The sequence below is a fragment of the Psychromonas sp. SP041 genome, from assembly GCF_000470315.2.
Lineage (GTDB): Bacteria > Pseudomonadota > Gammaproteobacteria > Enterobacterales > Psychromonadaceae > Psychromonas.
Window position 1 is genome coordinate 118,462 of record NZ_CBRF02000006.1, and the last position, 14,259, is coordinate 132,720.

Consider the following 14,259-nt stretch of genomic DNA (forward strand, 5'->3'; position numbering starts at 1 on the left):
AGTATCTAAACTAGGCATCTCTTGGTAAGCCTTTTTTAACGGCGTTAATTAAACGATTATTTAATCTATCTATATTCATCGGTAATTTTTGTTGTTGCTCTGATAACGCCCATTCAATGTGCTCATTGACCATCTCATCATCACTTGTTGCTAGTTTATCTTGTAAAGTTGTGATTGTTTCAATACTGCTCGGTGCATTGCCTAAGGCTATTGCTATATTTCTTAACCAACGTTGATGACCTATTCTTCGAATGGGAGATCCTTCTGTATTTTTTAAAAAAATTTCTTCAGACCAACCGAATAAGCTCACTAAGGATTGGTTTTGTAAAAAATCTTTCGCTTGGTAGTCGGATTCTTCAGTGGTTTCTGCAAAACGATTCCAAGGGCAAATTAATTGGCAATCATCACAACCATAAATACGATTACCAATCGCTTTACGAAACTCATTAGGAATAGCACCTTGTAATTCAATAGTCAGGTATGAAATACAGCGTCTTCCATCCACAACATAAGGTGCAACAATAGCTTGAGTTGGACAAATCTTGATGCACGCAACACATTGACCACATTGGTTAGATTGTGGTTTGTCGACAGGTAATGCTAAATCAACTAATAACTCACCAATAAAAAACCAAGATCCAGACTCTTTATCAAGCAATAACGAATGTTTCCCAACCCAGCCTAATCCTGCTTTTTCTGCTAATGGGCGTTCTAATACTGGTGCGCTATCAACAAAAGGTCGAAAACCTAATGCTTTTACTTCACTTTGAATTTTATCGCCTAATTGTTTTAGCTTTTTGCGTAGTACTTTATGGTAGTCGCGGCCCAGTGCATAACGACTAATGTAAGCGAGGTCTTTATCTTCTAGGTTTGACGCAAATTGCGCATCATCGGGTAAATAATCCATACGAGCAGAAATAACACGTACTGTTCCTGGCAATAGTTCTTCAGGACGAGCACGTTTCATTCCGTGTTTTGCCATATAATCCATTTCGCCGTGGTAATCATTATCTAACCATGTTTGTAAATTAGCTTCTTGATCTTTAAGGTCAATATCAGTAATACCCACTTTTTGAAAACCTAACGCTTTTCCCCATTTTTTTATATTATCTGCAAGTTCAGAAAGCGCTGTTTCAGATAAAGTCACTTGGGGAATTGAGTCTGTTGGTGATGTATTTTCAATGTGTTGATTATTTTTCATTATTTACTTTGAATTATTCACTTTAAATTAAAAATAAGGGCTCGTTATTTAAGCATCTTTTATAAGTGTCAGTTTATCATACTCGTTATATTTTTTGAGTGACTAAAAGTACTGTTTTTTAACAGGTGACTTAGTTTATGATAGAGCAGCTTTAAAGCGAACTTTGCTAGGGGTAGTGAGGTCTATATGCTTTCTGATACTATTGAAAATAATAGTTTAATGCTGTTTATTTATTGATATGGTTATTTTGCAGGATATGATGGCTACTTAACACTATGTTATTAAATGGCACTATTTACCTAAATCGGTTACTTATATTGGAAGTTAATAAAACTCAATGTCGAATATATTAAAAGAAAAATTAGAAGATGCAGAACAAACGGTTTTGTTTGGCCAACGTTTAAGTAAAGCCTGTGAGCTTGCAACTTGTATTTATTTACACGGCGATTTAGGCGCTGGGAAAACTACATTGACGCGAGGGTTCATTCAAGGCCTAGGTCACGTTGGTAATGTAAAAAGCCCAACTTATACTTTAGTTGAACCTTATGAGCTTGCTGACTGGCAAGTGTATCATTTTGATTTATATCGTTTATCAGATCCTGAAGAGTTAGAATTTATGGGGATCCGCGATTACTTTGGTGAAACAAGCCATTCTTTAGTTGAGTGGCCTGAACGGGGTGTAGGGTTCTTGCCTAACGCAGATATCGATTTAACGCTTGTTTATGTTGGCGAACAACGTGAAATTACCTTACAAGCAAATACAAAAAATGGTTTAAGAGTATTAAATAACTTATGATGATAAAGCAAACCTTCACGATATTATTAAAGCGATTATCCCATTCGAGAGTGCTTTTCTGGTGCAGCTTATTGATGATTCAAAGCATCAGTTTAAGTGTTTCTGCTGCACAAACTGAATTGAAAGGCGTTCGTACATGGCCTTCTCCGGATAATACTCGTGTTGTGTTTGATCTCAGCAATAAACCTCAATATGAAACCCATTACCTGACTAATCCTGACCGTTTAGTGATTGACCTTACAGGGACAACCAACAAAGCCAACTTAAAAGCGATTAAAAATAAAGGTAAATTAATCACTGACATTAGAGAAAGTAAAACGGCTAAAGCGAATACTTTCAGGTTGGTTATTGATTTAAAAGAAGTCAGTAAAGCTAAAATATTCAGCTTACCACCTGCAAAACCTTATGGTCACCGTCTAGTGATCGATTTGCCAACGATTGCGACAAGAGTGCCTAACCAAATTTCAGCAACGCCTAATGGCCGTAATATTATTGTCGCGATTGATGCTGGGCATGGCGGGGATGACCCCGGTGCTTTAGGTAAATACAGTTATGAAAAAAAAGTAACATTAGAAATTGCGAAACGTTTAAAAAAAGTGATTGATGGCCAAAGAGGCATGCAGGCTTTCTTAATTAGAACGGGTGATTACTTTGTTAACTTGAATAAACGTTCTGAGATTGCTCGTAAAGGTAAAGCCGATTTCTTAGTCTCTATTCATGCTGATGGGTTTACCTCAAGTCGCCCTAAAGGAGCATCTGTTTGGGTGTTGTCGAACCGAAGAGCGACTACTGAGTTAGGACGCTGGATGGAGAGAAATGAAGCACAATCAGAGCTGTTAGGCGGCGCAGGTGATTTGATTCAAGATTCTGACAGTGTGCCATTCTTAAATAAAATGTTATTAGATATGTCCATGGGTAACACCATGGGCGTTGGTTTTAACATTGGTAGTTTAGTGACTAATGAGCTTTCTAAAATCACTACTATGCATAAAAAAGAGCCTGTACATGCAAGTTTAGCGGTATTGAAATCGCCTGATATCCCATCCATTTTAGTGGAAGCTGGGTTTATTACTAATCGCACTGAAGAGCGTTTATTGAATCAAGCTGAATTTCAAAACAAAATTGCTAATGCGGTCTTCAAAGGTATTTATACTCATTTTAGTGAGAAACCACCACAAGGTAGTTTATTTGCACAGAAGAAACGTGCCATTAAACATACCGTGCGCAGCGGTGAATCACTTTCAATTTTATCAAGGCGTTATAGTGTTAGCAGTGCTAAATTGAAAGACTTTAACCATTTAAAGTCTAGTGCTTTACGTATTGGCCAAGTCTTAAGCATTCCTGAAAACTACCATATGGTGGCAGATAAATCTGAAGTCAGCTCGCAACCAAGTATTGCGCAAAACCAAAAAGCAACAACGCATGTAGTACAACGCGGTGAGTCATTGTCTATTATTGCTAATAAATATAATCAATCGGTTGCGGGATTAGTTGCTCATAATAAATTACAAAAAACATCTTTACTGGTTGGGCAAAAAATCAAGATTCCAGGCAGTAACGAGCCGTCTTCAGTAGTACAACAACCTGTTCAAAAAGAACGTACACATATTGTAAAAGCCGGTGAAGCTTTGTCTTTGATTGCTTATGAATATAATCAAAGTACTGCGGAATTAGTCGCTTATAATAATTTGAAAAAGACGTCTTTATACGTTGGTCAAAAAATAAAAATACCAGGCGATGCCGCTTCATCTTCTTCGCAACAAAATCAAGTAGTTGTTATTTCATCAACACCTGACATTGTTGAAAGAGTTGTTCGAAATCCTTCTGTGCATACGGTGAAATCAGGTGAGGCCTTGTCATTGATAGCCCGCGAGTATGGCCTTAGTACATCAGATCTGGTTACTTATAACCATTTAAAAAAGACCACTGTATATGTTGGTCAAAAGATTAAAATCCCAGGGGAAACGACTCAATCTTTAGCGGTTCAACAACCAATTAAAAAAACGGTTGAAAAACCAGTCATTCATACAGTGAAACCAGGTGAAGCTTTATCTTTGATCGCTCGAGAATACAATAAAAGTACCGCGGAATTAGTCGCTTATAACAATTTGAAAAAGACGTCTTTATACGTTGGTCAAAAGATTAAAATCCCTGGTGGAACGGTTCAAACTTCAGTCACTCAACAACCAGCTAAAAAAGTGGTTCAAAAGCCAGTCGTTCATACCGTGAAAGCTGGAGAAGCTTTATCTTTGATCGCCCGAGAATACAATAAAAGTACTGCTGATTTAGTCGCTTATAACAATTTGAAAAAGACGACTGTATACGTTGGCCAAAAAATAAAGATACCTAATTCAAACAGTGTTAAAGCAGTCGAAAAAGTAGTGAATGCACCAGAGCCTACACTGCATAAAGTGAAAAGTGGAGAGTCACTGTCTGTTATTGCAAAACGTTATGGTCGATCTTCTAAACAGCTTCAAGCGTATAACAACTTGAGCTCTTCTCGATTACTGGTAGGACAAACATTAAAAATTCCAAGTTCAAATTATGTTGTTCCAACTCATTCTGCTTCACATACAGTAAGTAGCGGAGAATCGTTATCAGTGATTGCTAATCAATACGATATAACAACACGACAGCTTAAACAGTTTAATAACTTGCGCTCTAACGCATTAAAAGTCGGTCAAAAATTAAAAATACCATCGTCTAATTTTGTAATTAAAAAACATAAAGTACGTAGTGGCGAGTCTCTGTCAGTGATTGCTAAACGCTACGGTACAACGACCAGTGCAATTATGTCGACGAATAAGTTACGCTCAAAATCGTTGACTATTGGCCAAGTGTTAACCATTCCTGTTAGTTAGTTTTACGAGTTTATTATCATGCCTATTCAGATATTACCTGCACGATTAGCTAACCAAATAGCCGCGGGTGAAGTAGTTGAAAGACCCGCTTCAGTGGTTAAAGAGTTAGTTGAAAATAGTTTAGATGCCGGCGCAACCCGTATTGATATTGAGATTGAGCAGGGCGGTGCTAAATGCATACGCATTAAAGATAATGGGTATGGCGTAGGTAAAGAGCAGTTAACACTTGCTTTAAGCCGTCATGCGACAAGTAAAATAAGTCACCTAGATGATCTCGAAGCGATTGTAAGTTTAGGCTTTAGGGGCGAAGCATTAGCCAGTGTTAGCTCTGTTTCTCGTTTAACTTTTACTTCAAAACCTGCCGATCAAGATCAAGCATGGCAAGCGGTTGCTGAAGGCCGTGATATGCAAGTGAGCGTTCAACCTGCTGCCCATCCACAGGGTACGACAGTTGAAGTCTTGGACTTGTTTTTTAATACGCCTGCTCGTCGTCGCTTTTTAAAAACAGAGAAAACTGAATTTCAACATATTGATGAGTTAATTAAACGTATTGCGTTGAGTCGTTTCGATATTGCCATTTCCTTAAAGCATAATAATAAAGTCATCAGACAATATCGTGCAGCGCCAGAGCAAGCCCAACAAGAAAAGCGAATTGCGGCGATCTGTAGTGAACAGTTTATGCAACATGCCGTCTTTTTTGAAACAGCGGATCAAGCCTTAAAAATCTCTGGTTGGGTGTCCGACCGTTTATCTCCTCGGCCATTGGCGGATGTTCAATATTGTTATATTAATGGACGAATGATTCGCGATAAATTAGTCAATCATGCGATTAGACAGGTTTATGCGCATTTTTTACCGCAAGGCATGTTTTCTGGTTACATTATCTATATTGAATGTGATGCTAAAGAGGTGGATGTGAATGTTCATCCTGCTAAACATGAAGTTAGGTTCCATCAAGCACGCTGGGTACATGACTTTATTAGCAGTACATTAAATACAACGTTAAGTGATAGTTCTCTGTTAGGGCATGAGCTAGACGAAGATAATGTGCAAGGAGCGGGTAATCAACGCGTTTCAGAACATGCTTATCAACCACCCTCTAATATCAATAATGATGAGCAAGGTTCAAGTGCTCACCATAATCCGAGTAACGCTAACAATGTTAGTAACGGCAGTTATGAAGGAAGTAGCAATCATAGTCGTCATGATAGTTATGATAACTCGCAAGGAAGTAGTAGAGGTAATAGCTATGGTCAAGGAAATTACTCAGGGGCGGTTCCACGTCCTCAATTAGATCATCAACAAGTTGAGGCCTATTGTGATTTTGTCGCTGAAGCGTACCAACAAAATATTGCTCCTTCAGCACCGTCCTTTGACAGTAAAAGTATCCAGCAAAAAGCGGCTCATGTGATTAGTATGATTGATGCTGAGCATTTGCTAATACAACCTGTTTTTCCGGCTTGGTGTGAGTTATCTAATAATGGGTTGTTATTAATGTCATTAACATCAGCCAATAAAGCATTGGTGTCTGAACGATTATATAGCGCATGGCAAGACGGGGAAGTAATTTCACAACCGTTATTGCTACCGGTTCGTTTTAAACTAACGCCTGAAATGTTGGATATCGCTCAGCAAACTGCCTCGTTATTAAATCGTTTAGGCTTCACTTATAAGTTTCAATCTCAATTCGTGATCGTTAGCCAAGTTCCTGCTGCCTTTAGACATGCGCCAATTGCGGCTATTTTACCAACATTATTTGAGTATCTTGATGCTAATAAATCAGAAAAGAGCTACTCAAAAGAGAATGGTTCAGGTGCAAACAAGAATGAGGATGATGAGTTACATATTAAGTTACTGTGTGATCAATTGAGCCATTTATTAGCCGACAATGAATCTGCAAAAATATTACCATTATCTGAAATAGAAACCATTTTAGATTCATTAGTTAAATTATCAGTAGAGCATTTACAAAACTGCTTTAAGCAACCTAATTTATCATTGTTATTACAAGGTATTCAGTAGTATGTCCAACACCAGTTTATCTCCATTTCCAAAAGCTATTTTTTTAATGGGGCCTACCGCATCAGGGAAAACAGATTTAGCGATTAAATTAGCACAACAGTGTCATTGTGAAATTATCAGTGTGGACTCTGCACTTATTTATAAAGGAATGGACATAGGTACTGCAAAACCAAGTGCAGAAGAACAAGCATTAGCACCCCATTTTTTAGTTGATATTATCGATCCTAAAGAAAGTTATTCTGCTGGCAATTTTCGTGATGATGCATTGCGTTTAATGCATGAAATTGTTGCTAGAGGTAATACCCCATTATTGGTCGGTGGTACGATGCTTTATTATAAAGCGCTAGTTGAAGGCTTATCACCATTACCTAGTGCGGATGCAGAAATAAGAGCAGCGATAGAACAACAAGTGAATGAAACAAGCTGGCAAGCATTGCACGACGAATTACGTATTATCGATCCTGTCTCGGCAGAGAGAATTCATGTTAATGATCCGCAACGTTTAGCAAGAGCGATTGAGGTTTACCGTATTAGTGGTAAAAGTATGACCGAGCTGACCGCGATTAAGAGCGATCCGATTCCTTTTGATGTACATCAGTTTACTATTGCTCCTGCGGAAAAATCAGTTTTACATGAACGTATCGAAAGACGTTTTGATTTGATGTTAACGGCTGGATTTGAACAAGAAGTCAAAGACTTATTTGAACGTGGCGACTTACATTTAGATTTACCATCAATGCGTTGTGTTGGCTATCGCCAAATGTGGGAATATATTGAAGGTAAATTAGATTATGAAGAAATGCGTTTTAGAGGTGTTGTAGCAACTAGGCAGTTAGCTAAAAGGCAAATGACTTGGCTACGAGGTTGGAAACAAAACATTACTTGGTTAGAAAGTGCCAGCCCAGATAATTTTGAAAAAGTTAAATCGGTTTTATAAGAAGTATAAAATTGGATTTAGTCGTTAGTTATCTCAAATACAAAGGGATAGAAAGAGGTACGGATCAAAATTTTAGTCTTTGGCTCGGTTTTTTTCTAACCCTTAGATATACTGGCATTAGGATACAATAAAAAGAATAATAAGGACAAACTAATGGCAAAAGGACAATCTCTTCAAGATCCATTCTTGAATACTCTACGTAAAGAACGTATTCCGGTCGCTATTTACTTAGTTAATGGAATTAAATTACAAGGTCAAATTGAGTCTTTTGATCAATTCGTTATTCTATTAAAGAATACTGTGAGCCAAATGGTTTATAAACATGCAATTTCAACAGTCGTTCCTTCACGAGCTGTTCCTACTATTGCTCATGAAGAATAATTAAATTATTAATATTGGTAATATCAATAAGATTGGCTTGCCTGCAGGCAGGCCATTTTTTTATCTAATCATTTTAAAGCTGTGGTAGGATTAATATCTATTTATAATTCCTATTCAATATATTGGAGAGTTAATTGTTTGATCGTTATGAAGCCGGTGAACAGGCTGTTTTAGTTCATGTTTCTTTTACTGATGAAAATAATAAAGAAGATCTTGATGAATTAAAGTTGCTAGTCAGTTCTGCCGGAGTTAATTCAGTTGCAACCGTAACTGGCCCACGTAAATCACCCCATGCTCGTTATTTTGTTGGTACTGGTAAAGCGCAAGAAATAGCTGATACAGTGCGTACAATGGAAGCTGATATTGTTATTTTTAATCATGCTTTAACACCAGCACAATTACGTAATATGGAAAAGATTTGCGAATGTTTAGTGCTTGATAGAACAGCGCTTATTCTTGATATTTTTGCGCAACGAGCAAGAACTTATGAAGGTAAGTTACAAGTTGAGCTTGCCCAATTACACTATATGTCGAGCCGCCTTATTCGTGGTTGGTCACACCTTGATAAACAAAAAGGTGGTGTTGGCATGCGAGGCCCTGGTGAAACGCAACTTGAAAGTGATAGACGTTTATTAAGTGCGCGTATTACCACTATCAAATCTCGTTTAGAAAAAGTAGCTAAACAACGTGAACAGGGTCGTCGATCTCGCTTACGTAATGAAGTACCAACAGTATCTTTAGTTGGTTACACCAATGCAGGAAAATCAACATTATTTAATCAAATTACTGCTGCAAAAGTGTATGCAGCAGATCAGTTGTTTGCTACGTTAGATCCTACATTACGAAAAATTACTGTTGATGATGTAGGCACCTGTATTTTAGCTGATACAGTAGGATTTATTCGTCATTTACCACATGATCTTGTTGCTGCTTTTAAAGCGACATTACAAGAAACACGTGAAGCAACTTTGCTTTTACATGTCATTGATTGCTCGGATGAGAACTATTTAGCTAACGTTGATGCAGTTGAAGATGTATTAAATGAAATTGATGCAGGCGAAGTGCCTACGTTAATGGTCATGAATAAAATTGATGCATTAGAACAAGCTGAACCTAGAATTGATTATGATGAATTAGGCCAACCGATTAGAGTTTGGTTATCAGCTCAAAAAAATATAGGTGTTGATCTTTTATTTAATGCATTAACCAGTCTATTATCTGGAAAGATTCGTTCTTTACAATTATCAATACCGCCTGCACAAGGTAAATTGCGTGCATTATTCTACCAATTAGAATGTATTGAAAATGAAGCGTATGCAGAAAATGGTAATAGTGTTATTAATATTCGTCTAAATAATACTGATTGGCAGCGCCTGATAAAACAAGAAGGCGATTATATAGAAGAGTTTGTAGTGGATGATAACTATCAAACTGTCGCAGAATTAGATAAGGAAGAATGGACCTAATATGTCATAAACTCTTTATTATTAGAGTGAACATTGCTACATTGCAGTAACAGTTTGAGTAGGTGGTAAATTCTTTTAAATGATTCATTATTAAACAGATTTTATTAATTCAATTTATGAGTAAATCAGGAGCTAACATGGCTTGGAATGAACCGGGTAAAGATGATAAAAAAGATCAAGACCCGTGGAACAAAAACGATAAAAAGAATGAGCAAGGTCCGCCTGACCTAGATGTTGTATTTCAAAAGATATCTGGATTTTTAGGTGGCTTGTTTGGCAAAAAATCAACTCAAGGCCCAACGGGTGGTAGCGGTAACGCTAACGGTGGGAAGTTTGTTGCAATTGCTATCTTAACTGTCATTGTACTTGTTTGGTTTGCAAGTGGTTGGTACACAGTAAAAGAATCTGACCGTGGAGTTGTTCTACGTTTAGGAGCTTACCATTCACAAGTAGATCCTGGTTTACACTGGAATCCAAAATTTGTAGATCAAATTATTCCAATTAATGTTGAAGCTTTCCGTACTTTGCCAACATCTGGTTTTATGTTGACTGAAGATGAAAATATCGTCCAAGTATCGATGGAAATTCAATATCGTATTGTTTCACCTGAAAAATACTTATTTAGTGTGACGAATCCTGATAACAGTTTATTACAAGCGTTAGACAGTTCTTTACGTTTTGTTATTGGTCATTCAACAATGGATGATGCATTAACAACAGGCCGTGAAGTTGTTCGTCAAGAAACGTGGGAAATGCTTGATAAAATCATTGCACCTTACGACTTAGGAGTTCAAATTCTTGATGTAAACTTACAACAGACTCGTCCTCCTGAGCAGGTTAAAGATGCATTTGATGATGCAATCGCTGCACAAGAAGATGAAGAACGTTTTGTTCGTGAAGCTGAAGCCTATGAGCGTGAGAAAGAACCCATTGCTCGTGGTCAAGTGAAACGTATTGAACAACAAGCTCGTTCTTATGAAGAAGGTATCGTATTAAAAGCACAAGGTGCAGTTGCTAAGTTTAATCAGTTACTACCTGAATATCAGGCTAATCCTGAAGTGACCCGTCAACGTTTATACATTGAATCAATGGAAAAAGTATTAAGTAATACCTCTAAAGTATTGATTGATAATAAAGCAGGTGGCAACTTAACCTTCTTACCACTTGATAAATTAATGAGTAATCCGGCTAATGGTGCTTCTCGTTTACCTATTCAGACTGAGATTGAAACACGTTCTCGCGCCGACGAACAAGCAGATTTAGATGAAAAGGCTGCTACTAGCGTTCGAGATTCACGTAGCACCCGTACTACTGGGAGAGACTAATGAAAAAATTATTAATACTGCCAGCAATCTTGTTTTTGGCTTTTATCAGCAGCGCATTTGTTGTATCTGAAGGCCAAAACGGCATCGTAATGCAATTCAGTAAAGTGAAACGTGATAGTGATAATAACCCAGTCGTTTACGGACCTGGATTACACTTTAAAGTGCCCTTTATTGATTCTATTCGTATTATGGATACTCGTATTCAAACGTTGGATGACCAACCTGATCGCTTTGTAACATCAGAAAAGAAAGATTTAATTATCGATTCTTATGTTAAATGGCAAATAGATGATTTAGCGGTTTATTACTTATCAACGGGTGGTAATAAAATTCAAGCTGAAGCATTATTGAAACGTAAAATTAATAATGGTTTACGTAACGAAATCGGTTCTCATACGATTAAAGATATTGTGTCGGGTAAACGTGGTGAAGTGATGGAAACAGCACTTAAACGTATGGCTCGTTCATCTGAATTAGGGATTAAAGTGATTGATGTTCGTATCAAGAAAATTAATTTACCTGATGGTGTAAGTAACAGTATTTACAAGCGTATGCGTGCAGAGCGTCAAGCTGTAGCAAGAGAACATCGTTCAGAAGGCCAAGAGAAGTCTGAAGTGATTCGCGCAAATATCGACCGTAAAGTATCAATCATGTTAGCTCAAGCAAATAAAGAATCTGCTGAAATACGTGGTCGTGGTGATGCCGAGTCATCTAAAATTTACTCTAAATCGTTCTCTAAAGATCCTGATTTTTATGCCTTCCTACGTAGTATGCAAGCTTATCAAAAGAGTTTCGCAGACAAACAAGACGTAATGGTATTAAGTCCTGACTCTGATTTCTTTAAATTCATGGGGTCTAAACAATAAACTGACGCTCATCACCTTTGGTGAAAATGGCAGTAACCTCTTGTAAAAAGGTCGATTTATCGACCTTTTTTTTATTTAAAATTATTTATCTGCGTATTAATTAACAAAGATATTGATTCAACTGTTTAAACTTTGCTAAAATCCTCGCTCAATTCGCTAGAGATATGTGATTCTGATGGGAAAAAATGTAGTAATTCTTGGCACTCAATGGGGTGATGAAGGTAAAGGTAAAGTAGTAGACCTATTAACAGACAAAGCACAATGGGTTGTACGCTATCAAGGTGGCCACAATGCAGGTCATACACTAGTAATCGATGGAGAGAAGACAGTACTTCATTTGATTCCATCTGGCATACTGCGTGAAAACGTAAAATGTGTCATTGGTAATGGTGTTGTATTAGCGCCAGATGCATTGTTCAGAGAAATGAACATGCTTATCGAAAGAGGCATTCCTGCCAAAGAACGTCTTTCAATCAGTGAAGGTTGTCCTTTAATTCTTCCTTACCATGTTGCATTAGATGTAGCGCGTGAAAAAGCGCGTGGCAATAAAGCAATAGGTACAACCGGTCGTGGTATCGGTCCAGCTTATGAAGATAAAGTTGCTCGTCGTGGTTTACGTGTAGATGACTTATTCGATATGGCTAAATTTGCTGTAAAACTAAAAGAAGTGATCGAATACCACAACTTCCAATTAGTTAACTATTACAAAGTAGAAGCGGTAAATTACGAAGAAGTACTTGCTCAAATGACTGAAATGGCACCGCTATTAATCAGCATGGTTATCGATGTAACTGACGAACTTGATAAAGCACGACGTCGCGGAGAGAACATCTTATTTGAAGGTGCTCAAGGTACGCTGCTTGATATTGACCATGGTACTTACCCTTACGTGACTTCTTCAAACACGACAGCTGGTGGCGTAGCTACTGGTAGTGGTTTTGGTCCAACACATCTTGATTACGTGTTAGGTATCGTTAAAGCTTATACTACACGTGTTGGTTCAGGTCCTTTCCCTACAGAACTTTATGATGGTATCGATAAATTAGATCCTGCTGGTCACCACATGGGCACAATTGGCCATGAGTTTGGTGCAACGACAGGTCGTTTACGTCGTACAGGTTGGTTTGATGCTGTTGCAATTAAACGAGCAGTTCAATTAAACAGTATTACTGGTTTTTGTTTAACTAAGCTTGACGTATTAGATGGCTTAGAAGAAATTAAAATCTGTACTGGTTACACTATGCCGGGTGGCAAAGTCGTTGATGTTCCGCCAATGTGTGCTGATGGCTATGAACAAGCTGTTCCTGTTTATGAAACAATGCCTGGTTGGTCTGAAATTTCATTTGGTGTAACAACTTACGATGCACTACCTGCTAACGCAAAAGCTTACATCAAGCGTTTAGAAGAAATTACTGGCATACCAATGGATATTATTTCTACTGGTCCAGATCGTAACGAAACAATTATTCAAGTTAACCCATTTAACTAATTGATTTAATCAATACAATGATTGTTTAAAAAGCCCGTTATATTGCAAAATATAACGGGCTTTTTGTTTATGTAAGGTGCGATTTAATTGCACTGGATTACCCTCATATTACATCGCCGTTTAGAACCCATTTTGAATAAAAAATCGATTAATATAACCCTGAGAGTTTCCGTCTTAAATCATCTTCTGGTGACCCGTCATTGCTTTGATAACTTTCCTGAGCGACACACCGTTAAGGTTATTGATCTTTTCCCTATCGACTTATTTTCTCTGCATTAAATTTTTGCGACATAATGATTATGTTGCTTGTTGCTTGTTTATCGACAGATGATCAATAGTTTAATCTAAATAATTAATATACCCGTTAGCGTTCAAAGTGTTTTGTTCAGTTGTTAGCTTGGACTGCAAATTAAGGCGCAACATAATGACAAGAGCCAGTCCTTATTGACAGAGTTAGTTTTCAAGCTAACGGCCTAGAGAGCAAGGGGAGAAGTAAACACTTTCATTGTTAGAAAGTGTCGATTAAACCAGTTAGATCTTCCTATTTATGTCTAATGTCTGTTTATACCAATGGAATTAAATAAGTGATCAGAGATTGCGCAGGAAAAATTAACACTAATAAGGCGTGAGTTGTAGGAGATAGTTGTTCTCACTTCAAAACTCACAACGCAGTTAGGGGTGATTTTAACCAGCAAGAATGATCACCTTATTAATTCTTTTGGTATTACTTCATCGCTTGATGAATCTTGCACCTTGAATGATAGCGAGTATAGATAGGGAAATGGAATTCTGAACAAAGAGACAAGCTTAAATAAGAAGCTGAGAGGTGGGCTTGAAATGTAAGAGGTGTTTGAAGCTAATGTTGATACTTCAGATAGAAGGAAACAAAGGAAAGAACATCTTTCTCTTTGTATC

General features: G+C 37.5%; 9 protein-coding genes and 2 pseudogenes. 10 read left to right on the plus strand and 1 reads right to left on the minus strand.

Annotated elements, in window-relative coordinates:
- Positions 1–10 precede the first annotated feature (10 nt).
- Entirely contained in the window at positions 11–1,147 is a 1,137-nt protein-coding gene (gene queG / locus SP041_RS05135) for a tRNA epoxyqueuosine(34) reductase QueG (protein ID WP_025563756.1), read from the minus strand.
- Between the two features lie 391 nt (positions 1,148–1,538).
- Here queG and tsaE point away from each other — a divergent pair, with 391 nt between their 5' ends.
- The 10 genes and pseudogenes from tsaE (at position 1,539) to SP041_RS05195 (ending at position 13,344) form a co-directional block, all read left to right on the plus strand.
- Positions 1,539–1,997, plus strand: a complete 459-nt coding sequence (tsaE, locus tag SP041_RS05140) for a tRNA (adenosine(37)-N6)-threonylcarbamoyltransferase complex ATPase subunit type 1 TsaE (protein WP_025563754.1) — start codon at positions 1,539–1,541, stop codon at positions 1,995–1,997.
- Between the two features lie 74 nt (positions 1,998–2,071).
- A pseudogene (locus SP041_RS21410) lies at positions 2,072–4,684 on the plus strand (LysM peptidoglycan-binding domain-containing protein); the annotation flags it as partial.
- A 33-nt stretch (positions 4,685–4,717) separates the two neighbouring features.
- Positions 4,718–4,858: pseudogene (locus SP041_RS21155) on the plus strand (LysM peptidoglycan-binding domain-containing protein); the annotation flags it as partial.
- A gap of 18 nt (positions 4,859–4,876) precedes the next feature.
- The gene (gene mutL, locus SP041_RS05165) at positions 4,877–6,880 is read left to right on the plus strand and encodes a DNA mismatch repair endonuclease MutL (RefSeq protein WP_025565422.1); all 2,004 of its coding nucleotides are present in this window, start codon (positions 4,877–4,879) and stop codon (positions 6,878–6,880) included.
- A gap of 1 nt (position 6,881) precedes the next feature.
- On the plus strand, positions 6,882–7,817 hold the full coding sequence (miaA, locus tag SP041_RS05170) for a tRNA (adenosine(37)-N6)-dimethylallyltransferase MiaA (protein WP_025565421.1): 936 nt from the start codon (positions 6,882–6,884) through the stop codon (positions 7,815–7,817).
- A 153-nt stretch (positions 7,818–7,970) separates the two neighbouring features.
- Positions 7,971–8,198: an RNA chaperone Hfq gene (gene hfq, locus SP041_RS05175; protein ID WP_025565420.1), complete on the plus strand. Its 228-nt coding sequence runs from the start codon at positions 7,971–7,973 to the stop codon at positions 8,196–8,198.
- Positions 8,199–8,332: 134 nt separating this feature from the next.
- Positions 8,333–9,664, plus strand: coding sequence for a ribosome rescue GTPase HflX (gene hflX / locus SP041_RS05180; protein WP_025565419.1), 1,332 nt, complete (start codon positions 8,333–8,335; stop codon positions 9,662–9,664).
- Between the two features lie 137 nt (positions 9,665–9,801).
- Positions 9,802–10,989 (plus strand): FtsH protease activity modulator HflK, encoded by a 1,188-nt coding sequence (gene hflK, locus SP041_RS05185; RefSeq protein ID WP_025565418.1) that lies wholly within the window; start codon positions 9,802–9,804, stop codon positions 10,987–10,989.
- Positions 10,989–11,855 (plus strand): protease modulator HflC, encoded by an 867-nt coding sequence (gene hflC, locus SP041_RS05190; RefSeq protein WP_025565417.1) that lies wholly within the window; start codon positions 10,989–10,991, stop codon positions 11,853–11,855. Before hflK ends, hflC begins: the two co-directional genes overlap by 1 nt.
- Before the next feature lie 175 nt (positions 11,856–12,030).
- Complete coding sequence (locus SP041_RS05195) at positions 12,031–13,344, plus strand: adenylosuccinate synthase (protein ID WP_025565416.1); 1,314 nt, start codon at positions 12,031–12,033, stop codon at positions 13,342–13,344.
- The last annotated feature ends 915 nt before the right edge of the window (positions 13,345–14,259 follow it).

What these genes read in the sequence shown, in the direction of transcription:
- tsaE (WP_025563754.1), top strand. Translation starts at nt 1,539, where the DNA reads ATGTCGAATATATTAAAAGAAAAATTAGAAGATGCAGAACAAACGGTT.
- mutL (WP_025565422.1), top strand. Translation starts at nt 4,877, where the DNA reads ATGCCTATTCAGATATTACCTGCACGATTAGCTAACCAAATAGCCGCG.
- miaA (WP_025565421.1), top strand. Translation starts at nt 6,882, where the DNA reads ATGTCCAACACCAGTTTATCTCCATTTCCAAAAGCTATTTTTTTAATG.
- hfq (WP_025565420.1), top strand. Translation starts at nt 7,971, where the DNA reads ATGGCAAAAGGACAATCTCTTCAAGATCCATTCTTGAATACTCTACGT.
- hflK (WP_025565418.1), top strand. Translation starts at nt 9,802, where the DNA reads ATGGCTTGGAATGAACCGGGTAAAGATGATAAAAAAGATCAAGACCCG.
- hflC (WP_025565417.1), top strand. Translation starts at nt 10,989, where the DNA reads ATGAAAAAATTATTAATACTGCCAGCAATCTTGTTTTTGGCTTTTATC.
- SP041_RS05195 (WP_025565416.1), top strand. Translation starts at nt 12,031, where the DNA reads ATGGGAAAAAATGTAGTAATTCTTGGCACTCAATGGGGTGATGAAGGT.